Consider the following 19677-nt stretch of genomic DNA (forward strand, 5'->3'; position numbering starts at 1 on the left):
AAAGTTGCCGCTCACAGTCCCAAGAGTCGTTCCGGGTCAACGTTTAGTCGTATCGTGTCGTCGTAGGCGTTCGCCGCCCAACGTTCTTCACGAAGAGTACGGACCAGTTGCCAACGTGTCGGGAACATACCAAGTGAGGTGGAAACGAGCCTGATCCTTCAGCAGCATCTGGTCCTGGTCAATCTGATTCCGGACGAATCCAGTAAGCGAGATAAGTGCCGCCGCGACGGCCAGTAAGAAAGTCACCCAGTCCATGGCCTGAAAGTTGCTAAAAAAAAGTTTCCTATTGCCTCGACCATCAATCTCCCCCTGCGCTGTCATCGTGTTCTAGAGCCAGTTCACCTCTCGTGACCGGACCAGCGGTCTCAGCGTAAGTTCGCTCCGCATAGTCTTTGAGGTCTCCAACGCTAATCCGCCACAAACCCCGTCCAATCTGAATCCCGCGCAGCTCGCCGCACTTCACAAGGCTCCGCACCAGGGGCAACCCGACGTTCAATTCCTCAGCTACCTGCTCAATGGTCAAGAACCGGCGCTTCTCGGTTCCCGTCACTTCTCGTTCCTGACGTGCAGCTGCCACCCGTCCGGGATCTGTGCCGAGAGCTGGGCGGCCTTCCTCGCGTCAGGCTGCTTCTAAGTCAATGGTTTGGGTTTCCGTGGAGCGAAGGACGCCGACAACTTTCGCGGCTCCGCCCTTGCTGTCGTCCAACAGGATTTTTCGACACCCCTACCCGCCAGTAAGTTAGACGGACCGTTCGGAGCTTTCCCCCAAGGAGCCGAACGGCTGAACGCAGGCCCCGCACGCATTCCCCCCCCGAGTGGTACGGGGCCTTCTTGGTGGTTAGTGGTTCCGTAGCACTCTTCGAGGATCAGACGAAGTTCGTACTCGAGGGCGCGGAGAATGAGCACGCCGGCCAGCGGCCGGATATCGTCCCAAGGACCGCCCGCAGATTCGTCTACGGCGGTGAGCCCAAGGTCATCGCCAAGGTGCCCCTGTTAGGCGGCGGGACGGTGAACGTGCAACGTCTCAACGGGAGGATTAGCCCAATGATCGGGGTGGATTTCAACACTTGGTCGAACAACGGGCGCCGGTATGGGAGGCACCTAGGGCGGCAATTTGCTGCGGTAGAAAATCAGCGCTGGCTTTCGGCGCGAGCGCCCGGAGAAGTTGAACATGCCTAGGCCTTTGTGAAGAACACGGTGACCTGGCTGTAGCCCGAAGACTCTTACCTCGTCAACTAGCGCTCGCCTGATACCGTGCGTGCCGCCGTCGTACTTCTGCTGCGCCCAAACCCGCCGGTCCTGCTGCCCTTTCCTGAGGCGTGAATAATACGGAGTGCTGGGAACAATGGACATGCAGCGGCAGGCATCTGCCTGCGGCGACGGCGGCGGAGGAACTGGACATGACGAGGTCACACCGGAGCGTACGGCACGAGCCCGAAACGAGTGTTGAGCTGAACCCTTTGTTCAGCCGGCCGGGGGAGTCCACCATTTTTCCGCGGTTCACCATCCCGGACGGGGAGTCCCTGCCGGGCACCGCGTACCAGGTGGTCCATGACGAGGTGATGCTGGACGGCAACTCCCGCTTGAATTTGGCCACGTTCGTGGGGACCTGGATGGAACGGGAAGCCTCCCAGCTGTACGCGGAAACGTTCGACAAGAACATGATCGACAAGGACGAGTACCCGCAGACCGCGCTGATCGAGACCCGGTGCTGGCGGATGCCTTCAGGCCTTGGCGCTAGCGGGGGCTTATCGCCGTTCTGTCTGACGAGGCCTTGTCGACGGCGACCTAGGGACTCTCGATGTCCTGCAGCCCGGGACCCGGCCGGCGCACAGGGAGAGATCACCCCCCAACATGCCCGGAACCGCTGCACTCCGGGCCTGCCTGCAGAGAAGATCCCCGAATTTTTAGCATCGCTAAACCCAGTAGTGACCCGGTCTAAAGACAGGTAGCCGGTACGGGGGTGTTCCGGACTGCGGCCTCCTAGCCTTTCACCATGATGGAACTAATGGACGGTGGGCGCCGCCGTCGCCGCTCACCGAAGCGGGAAACCCTGGAGCTGGTGGGCTTCACTGCACTGTCGGTAACTGCCGCCGCGGTATTGCTTCCCGCCATAGGGCTCAAGGCCTTGGCTGGAGCCCTGCCGTTCAGGAAGAACCTGGTGCGCCCGCCGGAGCCTGAGGACTCTTACCTCATCAACTAGCACTCGGCTGGTTAGTGCGTGGCGCCGTCGTACTTCTGGCGTGCCCGCGCCTGTTGCCTGGTTCGCTTTGCCAAGGGTCCTGAACCCCGGCGTAAAGAAAACGTCAAGGTTTCGGCGTGAAGAGCAAATGCCGGCTGTTCCGACGTGCCAGACGGGTACCTTGGATGCAGTGTCGCCGCCTCATACCCCCCAATAATGAGGCGGCGGCACGTTTTATTCTTCGGCGAGACCGGTTGTGCCGGGCCGGTCAGGCCCTCCGGCCCACAACAGACTCCCGGGCTACCATGGCCGCGATGCACACCGCAAGTCCCATGGTGACAATTCCCGTTCCCCAGCCCAGGCCGCCGCGGTCGGCGGACACGGCGGTCCAGTCGGCGAAGGACGCGCCCAACGGGCGGGTGAGGATATACGCGAACCAGAAGGCGGGGATGGCAGCGACCCATCCGCGCCAGTAAGCCAGTGCGGCCACGGCGATTACCGCCGCGAAAACGAGTCCCGACGCGAAGTAGCCAAGGTCCAGGCTGTACGCGGTCATGTCGCCGGTGGCGGTGCCCAGGGCGAACGTTGTCAGCACGGCTGCCCAGTAGAACATTTCGCGGCGCTTGGTATCCACACTGTGGATGGACAGCGTCCCCTCGGTCCGGTACCAGATGACGAAGACGGCGGACAGCACGGCCAGGAAGAACACTGCCGACGCCACGTACGGCACACCCAACACCACATGCACCGCGTCCGCCGCCATGGTGCCGAACACGCTGACCATCACCACCGCCAGCCAGTACACCCAGGCAACATAGCGGCGAACGGCGAACTGCAGGATCAGCGCTCCGGCGAGGCCCATGCCCCCGAGGGCCAGCGCCACGGCCGGGTCCAGCTGGTGGACCAGGAAGTCGGAGGCGGTCTCGCCCATCCCGGTGGTGAGCACTTTGGCCACCCAGAACCACGCGGTGATTTCCGGGACCTTGGCCAGGGCTGTGCGCACCGGGGCGCCCGTTCGTGTGCCCGTCATCGTTGTGGTGCTGCCGGGGTCGTGGGCCGCTGGCGTGCTGCGGTCCTGCGGGATGTTCTGCTGGGGAGGTTCGGTCATGCCGAGATTGTCCCCTGCGGACCCGGCAGGAACCTGAGTGCGATGTGCATTGCGGACGAAGGAGACAGGCCCCGCACCCCCGCCAGTTCACCGGCTGTGGTGACCACCCGCCGTCGTACGCACTGCGTAACATAGCCCGCCTGGGCAACTGAGTCTCCCAGCCTCTGCCGCCTAAGGCGCATCCCGCGCCATTCCAAAGCTTGCTTACTGTTGCGTCTACGGGTAACGTCTACAGTGTAGAGAAGTTGTCGACATGATTTTAGTAAAGGGATCAGCGTTTGCAGAGCCGCAACGGCCGCTCGCCCCTACAAGAAAAACTACATGTCCACGTATGCGGCGCTTCTCAACCGCCCATCTTTGAATCACCCCGCCGGCTTCTCCTCAAGGTGCCGGCAACCGCCCCGGGACCCTGTGCAAGGCCTTGGGCTTGAACCCGCTGTAGCCGAACGGCGGACCTCTGCACCTTGCTTGAAAAGAGCCATCATGGCGCACTCGCAGATTGACCAGTTCCTCCAAGAAGCCACCTGCCCGGACCACGAGTCCGGACGAACCCTTGACAACGACACCCTGTACGGCTTGTACACCAGCTGGTGCCAGCTGTCCCAGCAGCAGCCCCAGGACGAGCACATCTTCTTTGAAGCGATGAGCCAGAGCCTCCGCCCCGGCCAATGCCTGCGCATGATGGGGCCGGCCGCGGCCGACTACATCCTGTGCAGCTACCGGGCCGTGGTGTGAGCTTTCCCGTCACCCCTGCCTCGTACAGCTACGTCCCCAGGCACACCCTCCAGCCACACGGAAAACACCCCTGGTGCGCACAGTGCGACACCGACTTCCACCTGGTGGTTGACTCGCCGGCCGTCCAGAACCCCCGCGCCTCCACCATCGCCGTTGCCGTCCACTGTTCGCAGTGCTCCCGGTCCAGGGTGCTGGAGACCACGGCAGAGTACGTGGCAGCCCTTCCCTCCCAGGACCTCGGTCCCCGTGAAACCCCAAGGAGTACCCCACAGATGACGAACAACGCCTGCACCCAGCCCACTTCCGCTGCCGCCCACCAACCCCGCACCGCCGTGGAACACTACGACCTCACGCCCGCCGGCCTCTCTGACGCCCCGGCCCAGCAGCAGGACCTCGACAGCCTGGTCCACACCGGCAACAGCTAGGAAACACCAATGAACACCCCGCGGACCTTCCGGTCCATAGCGATCATCTTCAACCCCAACAGCACCGGCGACGCCCCCGCGCTCGCCGGGCAGCTGAGGGACAGCCTCAACGGTCTGCTTCCCTACGCGCCGGACATCGGGCTCCAGCCCACCAACCACGCCGGGCATGCCGTGCAGCTGGCCCGCGAGGCTGCTGCCGGCGGCGGTGACGTGCTGGTGGTCTCGGTCAGTGGGGACGGCGGGTACAACGAGGTGGTGAACGGCGTCATGCAGGCCGGAAACCCGGACGCAGTCTGCGCCGTCATGGCCGCCGGCAACGCCAACGACCACCGGCGCACCACCCGCACGGTACCCCTGGAACAGGCCATTGCCGCAGGCGATGTCCGGCGAATGGACCTCCTGCGGATTACCACGGGTGAGCCGGGTGACGCTCCTGAGGAGTACGCCCACTCCTACATCGGCTTCGGCCTGACCCCCGTCATGGCCATCGGCCTGGAGAAGGGCAGCAAGGGCGCACTAAAGGAGACATTCTCCGTGGTCCGCACGTTCTCCAAGTTCAAGCCTTTCGAAATCGTGCCCACCGGCGGCAAACGGCAAAAGTTCGACAGCCTGGTGCTGGCCAACATCGCCCAGATGGCCAAGTACGCCACCCTGAGCGAGGCCGACGACAAGCTGGCGGACGGCAAGTTCGAGGTGGTGCTCTTCCCGCACAGGTCCAAGCTGCGGGTCCTGCTGACCGCGCTGCGGGCGGCCACCAAGGGGCTGGGGGACCAGCCCAGCGTCAGCAGCTACGGGTTTACCACGCTTAAGCCCATGCCGTACCAGATCGACGGGGAGGTGAGGTCGCTCGACGCCGACACGCTGGTCACCGTCCATAGCGCACCTGCCGCGCTGGCCACTTTAGGGTAGTGAATCGCTCGCAGTATTTTGAATCGAAAGGGACCACGGTGCACGGCGCAACCCATCAAACACCCGACGCTGAACCGGGGCGCTCTCGCCTGCGGCTGCCCGGAACGGGTCCCCGCCCCACCCCCAGGATCGTCACCACCGGCGGACTCACCTCCCACGTCCATTTCCTGGCCGGTCCGGCGGCTTCCACCCGCCAGGTCTTTGTGCTGCTGCACGGCATCGGAATGTCCCACCGCTACTACCGGCGCCTGCAGCTTCTGCTGGCCCGCCACGGCGATACGTTAGCCATCGACCTCCCCGGCTTCGGCGGCACACCCACTCCGGACCGCCAGCTGTCCGTGGCCGACTATGCGGCGCATGCGGCTGCTGTCCTGGAGAAGATGGGGGCCCGGCGCGTTGTAGTGGTGGGGCAGTCCATGGGGACGCAGTTCGCCACCGAGCTCGCCGTCCAGCGGCCGGACCTGGTTTCCCACGTGGCGCTGCTGGGCCCGGTGGTGGACCCGTCCCGCCGCACCGTTCTTCAGCAGTCCCTGTCCTTGGGGGTGGACTGCCTGAAGGAGAGCCCGCTGGCGAATGCCGTGGTCTTCACCGACTACGCCCGTTCCGGGATGCGCTGGTACCTCACCGAGGTGCCCGTCATGATGGGCTACGACCTCGACGCGCGGCTGGCCCTGGTGAGCCAGCCCGTCACCGTGATCCGCGGCTCCCGGGACCCCATTGCGCCGCGGGACTGGTGCGAGAAGCTGGCTGCCACGGCGCCTCACGGACGCTTCCTGGAGATTCCCGGCAAGCCGCACCTGGTCCAGCACGGCGGGGCGGCCGGCGTCGCCGCAGAAATCCTGAGGCTCGCCGCGTCCTAAGGCTTCCTCCGGGTGCGTGAATAATACGGAGTGCTGGGAACAATGGATACGCAGCGGCAGGCGTCCGCCTGCGGCGACGGCGGGCGGAGGAACTGGACATGACGAGGTCACACCGGAGCGTACGGCACGAGCCCGAAACGAGCGTTGAGCTGAACCCGTTGTTCAGCCGGCCGGGGGAGTCCACCATCTTTCCGCGGTTCACCATCCCGGACGGGGAGTCCCTGCCGGGCACCGCGTACCAGGTGGTCCACGACGAGGTGATGCTGGACGGCAACTCCCGCCTGAACCTGGCCACGTTCGTGGGGACCTGGATGGAACGGGAAGCCTCCCAGCTCTATGCGGAAACGTTCGACAAGAACATGATCGACAAGGACGAGTACCCGCAGACCGCGCTGATCGAGACCCGGTGCTGGCGGATGCTCGCCGATCTCTGGAACGCCCCGGACCCGGCGGTGACCGTCGGCACCTCAACTGTTGGATCCTCCGAGGCGTGCATGCTCGCGGGCCTGGCCCTCAAGCGCCGGTGGCAACACCGCCGTCGTGCGGCTAAAAAGCCCACGGACGCGCCGAACATTATCCTCAGCTCCGCCGTGCAGGTGTGCTGGGAGAAGTTCTGCAACTACTGGGAGGTGGAGGCCCGCTACGTGCCGGTGTCCGCGGAACACCCCACCCTGGACGGCCATGACCTGGACACCTACGTGGATGAGAACACCATCGGCGTTGTGGCCATCATGGGCGTCACCTACACCGGCGCCTACGAACCCGTGGAGCAGATCTCCGCCGCCCTGGACAGGATCCAGGCCAGCACCGGCCTGGACATCCCCATCCACGTGGACGGCGCCTCCGGGGCCATGGTGGCGCCCTTCCTGCAGCCGGAACTGGTGTGGGACTTCCGGCTCCCCAGGGTGGCCTCCATCAACACCTCCGGCCACAAGTACGGGCTGGTGTACCCCGGCCTGGGCTGGATCGTGTGGCGGGACCAGCAGTCCCTCCCTGACGACCTGGTGTTCCACGTCAGCTACCTGGGCGGGGACATGCCCACCTTCGCCCTGAACTTCTCCCGGCCGGGCGCCCAGGTGCTGCTGCAGTACTACCTGTTCCTCCGGCTGGGCTTTGCCGGCTACAGGTCCGTGCAGGCAAGCTCGCGCGACGTTGCCCTCTACCTTTCGCACGAGATCGGCGCCATGGACGCCTTCACCTTGTGGAGCGACGGGTCCGACATCCCGGTCTTCGCGTGGCAGCTCACCGACGGCCACACCCAAAACTGGAACCTGCACCACCTCTCCGAGCGCCTGCGCATGAACGGCTGGCTGGTCCCCGCCTACCCGTTGCCCGACGGCCTCAGCGAAATCACCGTGCAACGGATCGTGGTCCGCAACGGCTTCACCCGGGACCTGGCAGCCAGTTTCCTGGACGACCTTAAGAAGGAAGTGGCCTACCTGGACGCCCTGGAAACGCCCATGCCCGCGGAGAAACAGAAGGAAGCCTTCCACCACTAGCCGGTCCTGCAGCCGCAATTCGAGTACCCACTACTCGTGTGCCCGCCTGCGCCCGCCGCATAACGTCGGAGTTGGTTCGGAAATGGACTGACGTGCAAGGGGGAGCATAGGTATGGGCAGGAAACCGTGTGCGCCGAAGGCACTGGGGCAGCCGTGAACCAGGAGGACGGCCACAGCCTGCCCCTGCTGGATGACTCGGTGCTGGCACGGCTGCGCGCTGAAACTGACGATGACGACGGGATCTGGAAAGTTTTCGTGCAGAACTTCATCGAGCAGATGCCCCCGAGGATCGAGAAGCTGCGCAGCACACTGACAAGCGGCGACGCCAAAAGCGCGCTGACCGCCGTACTCAGCCTCCGGACATCGGCGCAAATGGTGGGAGCCCTGCAGCTGGCCGCAATTGCCCTGGAACTGGAACAGGCAATTCGCGGGGCGGCCACAGGATCGGACCCGGCCGCCGTGCTGCCGGGACTTGCTGCCAAGTATCTTCGCAGGCTAGTAAATACCGGCCAACGCACCACCAGCCAGCTGGAGACGGTCATCAAATAGTGTTTGCCAGCGCCTCCACGGCGTCCAATGATGCGCTTCCGTGCAGCGTCGCCGGGCAGGTATCCCTGCGGGCAGATTCAGGTATTTTCTACTGGTCCAATTCGCCGGGCAGCCGCCTACCCTGCATCCATGCTGAACACAGTGCTTCGAAGTTTTCGACCTAAGCCAAAATGCAGGTTTTGCGGCTCGGCGCTGCCGCAAACCCCCACTGCGATCTTCTGCTCCCGGGACTGCTACGACCGCTATCACGCCCTGGAGGACACGCCCCACCAGGGCCAATAGCCGCATGACATTGCCTCGATTTTGGGGGAACGTTGCATTCCTAGGAGCGTCACATGTGCCGGTTGTTCGGGCTGCACGCAGGGTCCCGGCCCGTCCGCGCCACCTTCTGGCTCCTGGACGCCCCGGACAGCCTGTCCGCGCAGAGCAGGCGGGAGCCCGACGGCGCGGGGATCGGGAGCTTCGATCCCGACGGCGCCGCGCGGGTCAGCAAACGGCCGCTCGCCGCATGGGAGGACCACGCCTTTGCCCGGGAGGCACGGCAGCTGACCAGCACCACCTTCCTGGCCCACGTCCGGTACGCCAGCACGGGCGCCCACACCCTGGTGAACACCCACCCGTTTGAACAGGACGGCCGGCTGTTCGCCCACAACGGCGCCTTTCACGGCCTGGACCGGCTGGACGAACGCCTTCGTGAGCTTGGCGTGGCAGGCCTGGTGCACGGCCAGACCGACAGTGAACGCCTCTTCGCCCTCATCACGGCGGAGGGCCGCAGGGCCGGCGGGGACGTGGCGGAAGGGATCGCCCGCGCGGTGGGCTGGATCGCCGTCGAACTTCCCGTCCTGGCCCTGAACATCATTGTCACGACGGCGACGGACCTCTGGGCGCTCCGCTACCCGGCCACGCACCCGCTGTACATCCTGGACAGGGACCCCTCAGCAGAGCCCTCCCCGGCGGCACCTTTGGACGCCCGGAGCCACCGGATCCATTCGCGAAGCACCGAACTCTCGGAGTCCCGTTCGGTGCTCTTTGCCACCGAACCAATGAACCACAACCCGGGCTGGCGCCCTCTGGCACCGGGGGAGCTGGTGCACGTTGGTCCGGACCTGGCGGTGACCTGCACCGTTCCCTTCCCGGACCAACCCGCCCACCTGCTCACGCTCGCCGACCTGGAACCGTCCGCGGCGGCGTCGCAAACGTCCTGACGCCTGGCTGTTGCCTTACGTGCTGGGCGTTGCAGCCTTCTTTGCCAGCGCCTCTGCCATCTTCTGCACCTTGGCACCGTAGCCGCCATTTACCGCGGTGTCCTTGATCTTGTTGGCCTGGGCATCCAGGTCAGCCGGGGCGGCGTTCTTGAGCGCCGTCAGGTCCGTCTGAAGATTCGCCGGGAGCTTGGCGAACAACTTCGGGTGGCCGATGAGCTGGCCGGCCACCTTCTGCAGCCCGGCGCCGGGGTTGCCCGAGCTGAACGCGGTGCGCAGCTCCTGGCGCATGCCGGCCAGGCCGGTAGCGGCCTTCTCCAGCGACTCGGCACGCTTCTGGATGTCGGCGCCGTAGCCGCCGGAGAGGGCAGTGGTCTTGATCTTGTAGGCGTCCTTCACCCGGTCTGCTGCGGCGGCGTCCTTGAGGGTGGTCACGTCCGCCTGGAGGCCAGCGGGGAGCTTGGCGAACAGCTGCGGGTGGTTGACCAGCGCGGTGGCGGCTTTTGCGGCGCGGTCCCCGGCGGCCTGCGGGCTGTCCGCCTTCAGGCGCAGGAAGGCCTCCAGTCCGCCGGCGCCCCTGGCTGCCTTGGCCCCGCTGCTGGGGGCGGGGGAGGCTGTAGATGTGGGTGTTGCCGTGGGTGATGCGGACGCTGCGCCGACTCCCGCGGCGGCCATGGCGCCGGCGGCCAGGAGGGCTGCCGCTCCGACTCCGATGCGGGTCTTCATTGACGGGATTGATGGCTTCACCACGGTGTGTCCTTCCGAATTAGCGCATGCGTCCAGGCCTCGACGTATGGACCGGCAAGGATCACTGTAGGAGCACTGGCTGGGGAAATGCTGAAAGCCGGTCCCTGCCCGAGACTGGAAGTTCCGCATGCCCGTGGCAGTCCATAAGGTGGGAGGGGGCTTGTAGTAATGCCGCCGCCCGCAGGGCCGGTATGGAAAGTGTTCGGGATCGGTGGGTGCGTCATGGCTGGAGTTGCTGGCTGGGTAGGTTTTTCGGCGGGTGTATTCCTGCTCTTCTGGACGTGGACAAGCGTGATCGGCACGCTCATTGTGCCGCGTCAGCACAAGGACAGGCTTTCCGCTTCCGCCGCTTTGGTGGCCAAGGGGATCTTTGCTGTGGCGCGCCGTCCCATCAAGACCTATCGGCGGTTGGACAGGCTCCTTGCATGGCAGGCACCCATGTCCCTGTTCATCAGGCTGGGAATGTGGATGATTCTGTTCTACCTGTCCTTCGCCCTCATGCTCCTGCCGTTTGTCGAGGGCGATCCACACCGGGCGTTCAGCGAGGCCGGTTCGGCACTGTTCACCCTTGGCTACGCCCCTCCGGATGAGCTGGGAAACACGTTGCTTGTTTACACGGCAGCCTTTACCGGTTTGGTGGTCATAGCGCTCCAAATCGGTTATCTGCCCACGTTATACGCCGCTTTCAACCGCCGCGAATCTGAAGTAACGCTGCTCGTGTCGAGGGCCGGCGCGCCGGCGTGGGGACCCGAGCTACTTATGCGGACCAGGTTCGGCCTCTCCACCGTGGACAGCACTGCGGAACTGGGCACCCTCTACGCCACGTGGGAACAGTGGGCTGCGGAAGTTGCCGAGTCCCACAGCACGTACCTGACGCTGTGCACCTTACGGTCGCCGTTGCCGGAGTCGAACTGGCTCACCGCGCTGCTCAGCGTGATGGACAGTGCGGCCCTGCAACTTTCACTCAGCCCCGGCACGGCACCCACCCTGCGCGCGCGGCTGCTGCTCAGGATGGGATTTTCCTGCCTGAACCAGATCGGTCACGCCCTCTCCCTCCCCGTGGTTGAGGATGTGGATCCAGACGGGGAGACAGCGCTGACGTTCGCCGAATTCAAGACGGCCGTTGAGATGCTCAAGTCCGTGGGTTACCCGGTGGAACATACCGCGGAACAGGCGTGGCCGCACTTCCGCGGATGGCGCCTCAACTACGAGACGGTGGCCTATCGACTCGCGTACGCCATCGATGCGCCTCCGGCCCTGTGGAGCGGTCCGCGGCGGTTGGCTACACCCCAAATCCCGCCGAAGCGGCCGGCAAACCGGGTGGCCACAGAAGCCCGGCCCGAAGATCCCCAGCTTGACATCCGCGGCCCCGGCCAGGTCCCATAGCTCAGGCCCGTCGTATTCCGAGGTCCAGGGAAGAAACGCGGGCGGCTGTTGCCGCCGCGTCCTTGAAAGGAAGCAGAGCCTTTGTTATGTAGCCGCTCCGCCGCACCGCCAAACCATCTGGAGTGAGCCTGAGCGTTGGTCCTGAAAATACTGGGAATGCTCTGATAATTCTGCTTGTGGCGACGGGCGAGGAATAGACTGCACGGATTGTCTCAGGGGAATGAGAATGGACATAACGCGACCGGAAACCAGCGCGCTGGACAGGACATTCCGGGTCTCCCTCATTCTCAAGGGGCTGGACGGAGTCCTGGAAATCATCGGCGGCCTCCTTCTTTTGCTGGTAACCCCGGCGCAGATCGGCGATCTGGCCCGTTTCCTCACCCAGCACGAACTTGCCCAGGATCCGCGGGACTTCGTGGCCAACAGCCTGCTGCACCTGACCTCCAACCTCTCCGGGTCGGCGTCGCTGTTCGGCGCCGTCTACCTACTTCTGCACGGTGTGGTGAAGATCGTCCTGGTCTGGGCTGTCCTGAAGGAAAAGCTGTGGGCGTACCCGTGGATGATTGCGTTCCTGCTCGTCTTCATCGCCTACCAGTCCTACAGGATTTCGGTGGCCTTCTCGTGGGGCATGGTCCTCCTTACCGCGTTCGACATCTTCATCGTGTGGATTACGTGGCGGGAGTACCGGCTCCGGCGGGCGCAACGCAGATTATGCTCGGACAATGGCCATGCATGATTTTCCGGCGAAGCCTGTTGCCGGCGGCGCCCTGGGGCTTTGGCAGCAGCGGACGTGGATGTGGATTGTTGCTGCGGGACTGGACGTGTACATCCTTGGCTTCGTCATCGGATTACAGCCGTCCGGTCCGCTCTGCGGCAGCCCGTTGCTCCCTGACAGCCGGGCAGCAGAACTGCTTGACCGGCAGCAGGGCGGGATCGGGGCGGCGGTCACCTGCTACCGGGACATCGATTCCGATTCAGTACCGGTGTGGATCCTCATGGGCCTGGGAGTGGCCCTGGTCCTGGCAGGAGTGGTGGCCCGGATCGTCAGAATTCGGCTTCTCGCAGGCTTTTCCGGTGAGGAGGAAGCCAGCGAGGCTCGGTAGCCTTTGGCCCCGTTGCGGTCAGGACGTTGTGGCCACGGCGAACAGTCCGGCCAATCCAATGAGGTAGAGGACCAGGACCACCAGCGAGTCGGCCCCCATGCCGAGGCGCTTCTTTTTAGGCCGGAAGAGGAGGCCCAGCACATACGCCAGGGTCAGCAGGATCGCAAGGGCGGTGAGGTAGATGTCAGTGGCGTGGGCCTGGGGCAGGACCGGCTTGCCGGTGATGAGGACTGCCACCAGGAACAGGACCGGAAGGAAGGCGTTCCCACCGAAGATGTCGCTGAAGGCCAGCTTGTAGTCGCCCTGCTTCACGGAGGCCAGGCCGGTGGAAATCTCGGGCAGGGAGGTGGCCAGGGCCAGGAAGGTGGCACCGAACAGGACCCCGGAGAGGCCGATGTGCCCGGCGATCGCATCGCCGCTGCGTTCCAGGACGACGCCGGAGGCCAGGGTGGCCAGCGCCGCCAGGGTGAAGATCAGGGCTGACTTGGCCGTGCTGATGTGCCGGTTCTTCTCGCCGGATTTCTTCTTGGAATGGCCTTGGGGTTCGTCCTGCCCGCCCGGGGCATCGCCCTGCTGGTGCCACGGCAGTCCCTTTTGGGAGCGCTGGACCAGGATGAGTCCGAGGATCCAGATCACGGCGATCAGCACCGCGGCAGGGGTCAGGCGGAAGGCCACCAGCGAGTCCGGCATTTGGCTGCCGGCAATCACCACCCCCAGGACGGCGATGACGGTGACGGCTTCGATAACCAGCGTCAGGGACGCCGCTTTGTAACTGAGAGGATCGGTGCCCCTGGTTCCAAACAGATCGAGGATGACCAGCACAACCGTCTGGATGGCGATGCCACCCAGGATGTTTCCAACCGCCACCTCGATGTTGTTGGAGGCGGCCGCAGTGACCGTGATGGCGATCTCCGGCAGGTTGGTGGCAAGGGCAAGAAGGATCAGCCCGCCCAGCGCCGACCCCAGATGCAGCCGGTCATCAAGGACATCGGTTTGTTTCGACAGTTGAGTCCCTGCCACCCAGATCACCGCCGCTGCACCGGCGAAAATCAGGAGCAGAACTGCCAGGGGCAGTGCATCCATGCCTCTTCCTTCCCGTGGTTTTGCCTCACCGTTCCAAGGAAGGCGTACCCAGGAACGGCCCTGCAATCGTGAGTGCACGCTGGGAATAGGCTGGGAATCGCGGCCCCCTGCGCGCCGGGGGTGACGGACGGGGCTTTGAGAGGCAGTGTTGATGGGTAGCCATCCCGCCGAAAGGACCATCATGGACATCGTTGAAGTGATTTTGAGTGACCACCACGAACAGCGGCGCCGGTTCGCCCTGCTGGACGAGATGCACAAGTGCGGGCCTTCAGACCTGGACGCCGTATGGAAGCAACTCCGCATCCTGCTGGAAGTCCATGCCAAAGCGGAAGAGGAGCTCTTCTATCCGGCGCTGCTGGAACTGGGGACGGGGGCCGGCGGAAAGGATTCCGCCGGCGATGAAACCCTTGACGCCATCCACGACCACAACGAAATCCGGGACGCCGTCGCTGACGTTTCGCAGCACCCGGCAGGTACCACCGAGTGGTGGGCAGGGATGACCAAGCTCAATGAAGTCAACGGCGATCACATGGCAGAGGAAGAACGCGAGGGCCTGACCGACTTTAGGCAGCACGCTTCCCTTGAGCTCCGCCACCGCCTGGGTCTGTCATTCGCCATCTTCGAATCCCAACACGCCGCAGGAATCCAGGCCCGTGACGTCGACCCCGAGGAGTACGTCCAGGAGCACGAATAACGCCTGGATGGACGGTCACCGTTTGAAGGCTGGCTCAACCGGCTTCTTGACGGTGGCGAGCAGGAAGACGCCGGCGACGGCGGTGGCTCCGGCCAGGACGAACAGGACGATTGCCAGCGGGGGTGCTGCCTCGGCCTCGCCCAGGATGGCGATGCCGATGGCCACGGCGACGAGCGGATCGATCACCGTCAGGCCCGCCACCACGAGCTCTGGTGTTCCCCGGGTGTGGGCGTTCTGCACCAGGAAGCTGCCGGCAAGGGCGGCAATCACCAGCCCTGCCAGGCACGTCAGGGACAGCCACTCGAAGTCGCCCTGGAACAGCCGCGCAATGACGGTCTTGGCCAGGGCCGCGACGAACCCGAACAGGATCCCGGCACCTGCGGTGAACACCACCGCGCCCGAGCGGTGCCGCCACAGGGCATAGGCGGCGGCCACGCCGGCCAGGACGACGGCGAGCACGATCAGGATCGTGACCAGCTGCCGGTCGCTGATTTCCACGTCCTCCGCGGACAACGCGGCCACGGCGACGAACACACCCACCCCGCCGACACAGAGCGCGACGGCGGTGAGCGCGCGGCGGCCGGGGGACCTGCGTGTCATCCGGGCGGTGGCAAGCGTGGTGACCACCAGGGCCACCGCGCCAATGGGCTGCACCACGATCAGGGGCGAGAACCGGAGGCTGGTCAGCTGGAGGAGGATCGCAGCGCCCAGCATCGCCGTCCCGCCCAGCCACAGGGGTTTCCGGACCAGGGCCTGGAGGCGTCCCCCACCCATGCTGCCGGACGCACGCCCGGAGGCTGCTGGCTGGTCTTCAATGGCCCGGTGCTGGAACAGGGTTCCCAAAGCGAGCAGGACGGCGCCGGCTGCGGCGATCGGAATCCCCAGCCAGTGGTAGGACGTCAATGCGGACACGGCCGCGGCCTGGATCATCATCAGACCTTACCCATGCGGAACCGGGGGGAAACGCGGACCTAGCGCTGGGCGATTCTGAACAACGCGCCGGTGGCGTCGGTCAGGACTGCGATTCGCCCAAACGGTGTGTCCTCGGCGGGATGAACCACGTGGGCTCCCATTGTGGTGGCGATGTCCACTCCCGCATCGGTATTGTCAATCGCGAAGTAGGTTTGCCAGTTGGACGGCACGCCCTCCGGCAGGTAGAAGGAGGCGTCCATGATGCCGGCCCGTGCGTCGTTACCGGATCCAAGAGTGGTGTAGCGGAAGTCCTCGGTGTCGCTCATGACCTCGGTGTCCCACCCGAAGACGTCCTGGTAGAACTTCACGGACGCTGCGTAGTCGCGGGTGTGGAGTTCATGCCAGTAGGGGGTCCCGGGTTCGCCCTTTGCCTGGAATCCCGTGTGGCCACCGAACTGCCAGGCGCCAACGGCAGCTCCGCCCACGTCTCCGAACATCGCCATGTGTCCCTGCTCGGGAACCTCCATGGGTGGCATGAATATCTGACCGCCCGCGGCCACGGCCGCGTCCGCCGTCGCGTTGATGTCCTCCACCCGCAGGTATGTCGTCCACACGTCGGGATACCCGGACTCGCCGTCGTTCTTCATCATTCCCGCCACAGGCGAGCCGTTGGCGAACGCCGTGACATAACCCCCGTATTTCTCCTGGTCACCCTCTTCATAGGTCCACCCGAACAGGCGGGTGTAAAACTCTCGGGACCGGTCAGGGTCCGAGGTCATGAGGTCGATCCAGCAAGGATCACCCAGGGCGATTTGGGGCTTTGGCATTGATGCTCCTAGGGCTTGAGAATGTGGACCGAAACGTTCCCGCCGCTGCGAGACGGACCTGCTTACACCCGCAGCACACGAGGAAGCAAGGCCTACCCTAGCGCTCCGCCCTGCAAAAACCGAGGAATGCCGGCGGTCCTGCTGGCGGGATACCCCTTGCAGCAGGAGAACTCCGGACCTTCGCAAAACTGCTAACCATGCTTACTATTGTGTGGCGCGGGCTGTCCGCTGGGGGCAGAGCACCTGCGCAGCACCGGAGGTCTCAACCATGGACAACGAAATGCGTCCCCTCACTGCTGAAGAACTGATGTCCGAGCAGGCCACCGCCCTGCCGGACAAGGAAGTGGCATCCGTCCTGGACCTGAACGCGGACCTGGACCTGGGCATCAACACCGCAGCACCTATCGACCTGGCCGTCGCCGCCAACGCCAACGTGGCCGCACCCATCGACGCCGCCGCGTCGGCCAACATCCTCTCCTTCGGCTCCGACGCGCAGGCACTTGCCCATCAGGACGCCGCAATCGACCAGGGCATCGTGGCCGACGCCAACGCCAACTCCGCCCAGGACAGCGTGATTGGCCAAGGCGGTGGCACCGCTGACCCCGGCACCACCGACGCGGGCACCACCGACGCCGGAACCACGGCCGGAACCGCGGGTGCCGTCACGGCGCCCACCGGCACCGGCGGGCTGACCGATGCTGCGGGAGCGCTGAACGGCAACCTCCTGAACGTCGACGTGAACCTGGACGCCAATGCCGCCATCGCCGCCCCCATCAACGGTGCCGTGGCCGCCAACGCCAACGTGGCCGCACCCATCGACGCTGGAGTCGCCGCGAACATCGGCTCCATCGACAGCCAGGCGTACGCCATCTCGGACCAGAGCGCCACGATTTCGCAGCACATCGACGGCGCCGCCAACGCCACCGCGGGCCAGCAGTCCGACCTGCAGCAGTAAGCAAAGATGACCCCAACCCACGGCGGGCCGCCTCCCCAGGCGGACCCGCCGTCGTCACGCGTTACTCCTGCACGGGATCCGCAGGGCCACACAACGACGACGGACGCGCACCTTCCCGCCCTGGCCGACGGCGTCCAGCTGCTCGGCACCGCCGAGGGGTCCGGCTACCGAGAACCGCCCGCCCTGGTGCGCCGCGCCGACGGCCAGACCCTCCAGCTGACCCGCCTCCTGTACCTGGTGCTGGAGGCCGCGGACGGGACGCAGGACCTGGAAGGCATTGCCCGGCATGTTTCGGCGGGCTCCGGGCGGCTGGTGAGCGCGGACAACGTCCGCACCCTGATGGACTCGCAACTGCTGCCCATGGGCCTGCTCCGGCTGGCCGACGGCACCCAGCCCGAGGTTAAAAAGGCCAACCCGCTGCTGGGCCTGCGTTTCCGCTACATCGTCTCGGACCCCGAACGCACCCGCAGGATCACCGCGCCGTTCGCGGTGCTGTTCAACCCGCTGATCGTGGTGGCCGTGACGGCCGCGTTCCTGGCGGCGTGCTGGTGGCTGCTCATGGTCAAGGGCCTGGGCTCGGCCACGCATGAGGCCTTCGAACAGCCCGCGCTCCTGCTGCTGATCCTCGCCGTCACCATCCTCTCGGCCGGCTTCCACGAATTCGGCCACGCCGCCGCCACCCGCAAGGGCGGGGCAACGCCGGGGGCCATGGGCGCCGGGCTGTACCTGCTGTGGCCGGCGTTCTTCACGGACGTCACCGACTCCTACCGGCTGGGCCGCGGCGGCAGGATCCGCACGGACCTGGGCGGGCTGTACTTCAACGCCATCGTGGCCGTGGCCATCATGGGGCTGTGGTGGGCCACCGGCTTTGACGCGCTCCTGCTGGTGGTGGTCACGCAGATCCTGCAGATGGTCCGCCAGCTGATTCCGCTGGTGAAGTACGACGGCTACCACATCCTGGCCGACGCCACCGGTGTGCCGGACCTGTTCCAGCGGATCAAGCCCACCCTCCTGGGGATCCTTCCCTGGCGGTGGGGAAACCCGGAAAGCAAGGTGCTGAAGCCGTGGGCGCGGGCCGTGGTCACCGTCTGGGTCCTGGTGACCGTGCCGGTGCTGCTGTTCAGCATGGTGATGATGGTGCTGTCCCTGCCGCGGCTGCTGGCCACCGGCTGGGCCAGTGTGGGCAAGCAGCAGGAGCTGCTCGCGGCGAGCCTGTCCGCCGGGGACGTCCTGGGCGTCGCGGTGCGGGCGCTGGCCATTGTTGTGGTGGCCGTCCCCGTGCTGGGCGTGCTGTACATCGTGGTGCGGCTGCTGCGGCAGCTGGTCACCGGCCTCTGGCAGAAAACCCGAGGCAAGACGGTGCAGCGGACCGTCGCCATGGCGGCCGTGGCGGCATTACTTGGCGGGCTCGCCTGGGCATGGTGGCCCGACGGCGGGACGTACCGGCCCGTCCAGGCGTACGAACGCGGGACGCTGGGTGACGCCACCAGGGCAATCCTTCCCGTCCGCGACGGCGGGACGTTGCGCCAGGGCGCGGCCGGAAGGACCGTAGCGTTGTGGCCTGCCGGCGCCGCGAAGCCCACGCGGGACAACCCGCAGCTGAGCATGGTGCTGGTGCCGGCTGTGGCGTCTCCTTCCAAGGCGCCGCCAGCCGGCGGTGCTGCTTCTGCTGCGGCTCCTGCGGCGCCGTCCTGGGTGTTCCCGTTCGACCGGCCCGCCGCCCCCGAGGGCGACGGAAACCAGGCGCTCGCCGTCAACACCACCGACGGGTCCGTCCAGTACAGCGTGGCGTTCGCCCTGGTGTGGGCCGAGGACGGGGACCCCGTCACCACCACCAACGAGGCCTACGCGTTTGCCAACTGCAGTGGCTGCGCGGCGGTGGCCGTGGCATTCCAGGTGGTCCTGGTGGTGGGCCAGACCGACGTGATCGTGCCGCAGAACCTCTCCGCGGCGGCCAACTACAACTGCCTGGACTGCCTTGCCTACGCCCTGGCCAGCCAGCTGGTCCTGACGCTCGACGGGCCGCTGACGGGGGACAGCAAGCAGCAGCTCGAGGCATTGTGGGCCCAGATCGCCGAGTACGGCTGCCACATCCAGGACGTGCCGCTCTCCGACATCCAGGCCACGCTCAACGGGTACAAGGAGCAGATCACGGCCATCGTCAAGGGGTCCGCTTCGGCGGGTGCTGCCGGTCCTTCCGCGACGGCGCCGGCGACGGCCGGGCCGAGCGGCGGTGCGAGCCCTGGGCCGACGTCCTCGCTCACTGACGCCGTGCCCACGGCACCCGCCGGCGCACCTGCCGAAACCTTCGCTCCCGCCCCCGCCGCGACTGGGGTGGCCACGGCCCCGGCGGACCAGTACGGGGGAGGCGGGCAGCCGACGTCGTCCGTTGACTACGGGACGCCCGCACCCACTGCCGGCTCCGGCACGGGGGCGACCCTCGCGCCGGTTCCCACGTCAAGCGCCGGCTGAGGTCAGGCCCGGCAGTGCTTGGCCAATAA

The 19677-nt window shown here is 65.7% G+C and carries 20 protein-coding genes; 14 read left to right on the forward strand and 6 right to left on the reverse strand.

Annotation, left to right across the window (positions count from 1 at the left end; genetic code table 11):
• Nucleotides 1-298: 298 nt before the first annotated feature.
• Nucleotides 299-577, reverse strand: a complete 279-nt coding sequence (locus J7I84_RS11605; RefSeq protein WP_311381137.1) for a helix-turn-helix domain-containing protein — start codon at nt 575-577, stop codon at nt 299-301.
• Between the two features lie 1419 nt (nt 578-1996).
• On the opposite strand from J7I84_RS11605, the gene J7I84_RS11610 reads away from it, so the two are divergent.
• A complete protein-coding gene (locus J7I84_RS11610; protein WP_251046525.1) occupies nt 1997-2203 on the forward strand; it encodes a hypothetical protein in 207 nt (68 codons plus the stop codon).
• A gap of 247 nt (nt 2204-2450) precedes the next feature.
• Here J7I84_RS11610 and J7I84_RS11615 read toward each other — a convergent pair whose 3' ends face one another.
• Complete coding sequence (locus tag J7I84_RS11615; RefSeq protein ID WP_214944649.1) at nt 2451-3290, reverse strand: hypothetical protein; 840 nt, start codon at nt 3288-3290, stop codon at nt 2451-2453.
• A gap of 483 nt (nt 3291-3773) precedes the next feature.
• Between J7I84_RS11615 and J7I84_RS11620 the strand changes: the two genes are divergently transcribed.
• The 7 genes from J7I84_RS11620 to J7I84_RS11650 all read left to right on the forward strand — a co-directional run bounded on the left by J7I84_RS11620 (nt 3774) and on the right by J7I84_RS11650 (nt 9472).
• Nucleotides 3774-4025: a hypothetical protein gene (locus J7I84_RS11620; protein ID WP_214944651.1), complete on the forward strand. Its 252-nt coding sequence runs from the start codon at nt 3774-3776 to the stop codon at nt 4023-4025.
• A complete protein-coding gene (locus tag J7I84_RS11625; RefSeq protein WP_214944653.1) occupies nt 4022-4450 on the forward strand; it encodes a hypothetical protein in 429 nt (142 codons plus the stop codon). Before J7I84_RS11620 ends, J7I84_RS11625 begins: the two co-directional genes overlap by 4 nt.
• A 9-nt stretch (nt 4451-4459) precedes the next feature.
• On the forward strand, nt 4460-5359 hold the full coding sequence (locus J7I84_RS11630; protein WP_214944655.1) for a diacylglycerol kinase family protein: 900 nt from the start codon (nt 4460-4462) through the stop codon (nt 5357-5359).
• A gap of 38 nt (nt 5360-5397) precedes the next feature.
• A complete protein-coding gene (locus J7I84_RS11635; RefSeq protein WP_214944657.1) occupies nt 5398-6219 on the forward strand; it encodes an alpha/beta fold hydrolase in 822 nt (273 codons plus the stop codon).
• A gap of 98 nt (nt 6220-6317) precedes the next feature.
• Nucleotides 6318-7718: a glutamate decarboxylase gene (locus J7I84_RS11640; protein WP_214944659.1), complete on the forward strand. Its 1401-nt coding sequence runs from the start codon at nt 6318-6320 to the stop codon at nt 7716-7718.
• 153 nt (nt 7719-7871) lie between these two features.
• Nucleotides 7872-8267, forward strand: a complete 396-nt coding sequence (locus tag J7I84_RS11645; RefSeq protein WP_214944661.1) for an Hpt domain-containing protein — start codon at nt 7872-7874, stop codon at nt 8265-8267.
• Between the two features lie 335 nt (nt 8268-8602).
• Entirely contained in the window at nt 8603-9472 is an 870-nt protein-coding gene (locus J7I84_RS11650) for a class II glutamine amidotransferase (protein WP_214944663.1), read from the forward strand.
• 15 nt (nt 9473-9487) lie between these two features.
• On the opposite strand, the gene J7I84_RS11655 is transcribed toward J7I84_RS11650, so the two are convergent.
• On the reverse strand, nt 9488-10219 hold the full coding sequence (locus tag J7I84_RS11655) for a hypothetical protein (protein ID WP_214944665.1): 732 nt from the start codon (nt 10217-10219) through the stop codon (nt 9488-9490).
• A 219-nt stretch (nt 10220-10438) separates the two neighbouring features.
• Between J7I84_RS11655 and J7I84_RS11660 the strand changes: the two genes are divergently transcribed.
• From J7I84_RS11660 to J7I84_RS11670, 3 genes are all read left to right on the forward strand, one after another.
• On the forward strand, nt 10439-11602 hold the full coding sequence (locus J7I84_RS11660; RefSeq protein ID WP_214944667.1) for a hypothetical protein: 1164 nt from the start codon (nt 10439-10441) through the stop codon (nt 11600-11602).
• Between the two features lie 226 nt (nt 11603-11828).
• Nucleotides 11829-12338: a DUF2127 domain-containing protein gene (locus J7I84_RS11665; protein WP_214944669.1), complete on the forward strand. Its 510-nt coding sequence runs from the start codon at nt 11829-11831 to the stop codon at nt 12336-12338.
• Nucleotides 12325-12705: a hypothetical protein gene (locus J7I84_RS11670; RefSeq protein WP_214944671.1), complete on the forward strand. Its 381-nt coding sequence runs from the start codon at nt 12325-12327 to the stop codon at nt 12703-12705. The genes J7I84_RS11665 and J7I84_RS11670 overlap by 14 nt, the downstream gene beginning before the upstream one ends.
• Before the next feature lie 18 nt (nt 12706-12723).
• Here the strand turns inward: J7I84_RS11670 and J7I84_RS11675 are convergent, their stop codons facing one another.
• Entirely contained in the window at nt 12724-13788 is a 1065-nt protein-coding gene (locus J7I84_RS11675; protein WP_214944673.1) for a sodium:calcium antiporter, read from the reverse strand.
• Between the two features lie 181 nt (nt 13789-13969).
• On the opposite strand from J7I84_RS11675, the gene J7I84_RS11680 reads away from it, so the two are divergent.
• The gene (locus J7I84_RS11680; protein ID WP_214944675.1) at nt 13970-14482 is read left to right on the forward strand and encodes a hemerythrin domain-containing protein; all 513 of its coding nucleotides are present in this window, start codon (nt 13970-13972) and stop codon (nt 14480-14482) included.
• 15 nt (nt 14483-14497) lie between these two features.
• On the opposite strand, the gene J7I84_RS11685 is transcribed toward J7I84_RS11680, so the two are convergent.
• Nucleotides 14498-15415 (reverse strand): multidrug DMT transporter permease, encoded by a 918-nt coding sequence (locus tag J7I84_RS11685; protein ID WP_214944677.1) that lies wholly within the window; start codon nt 15413-15415, stop codon nt 14498-14500.
• Between the two features lie 38 nt (nt 15416-15453).
• Entirely contained in the window at nt 15454-16221 is a 768-nt protein-coding gene (locus J7I84_RS11690; RefSeq protein ID WP_214944679.1) for a VOC family protein, read from the reverse strand.
• Nucleotides 16222-16489: 268 nt separating this feature from the next.
• On the opposite strand from J7I84_RS11690, the gene J7I84_RS11695 reads away from it, so the two are divergent.
• Nucleotides 16490-17176: a peptidoglycan-binding protein gene (locus J7I84_RS11695; RefSeq protein ID WP_214944681.1), complete on the forward strand. Its 687-nt coding sequence runs from the start codon at nt 16490-16492 to the stop codon at nt 17174-17176.
• A 6-nt stretch (nt 17177-17182) separates the two neighbouring features.
• On the forward strand, nt 17183-19648 hold the full coding sequence (locus J7I84_RS11700; RefSeq protein ID WP_214944683.1) for a hypothetical protein: 2466 nt from the start codon (nt 17183-17185) through the stop codon (nt 19646-19648).
• Nucleotides 19649-19677 lie beyond the last annotated feature (29 nt).

This window comes from Arthrobacter sp. ISL-85, assembly GCF_018613675.1.
In the GTDB taxonomy this organism is placed as follows: Bacteria; Actinomycetota; Actinomycetes; order Actinomycetales; family Micrococcaceae; genus Arthrobacter.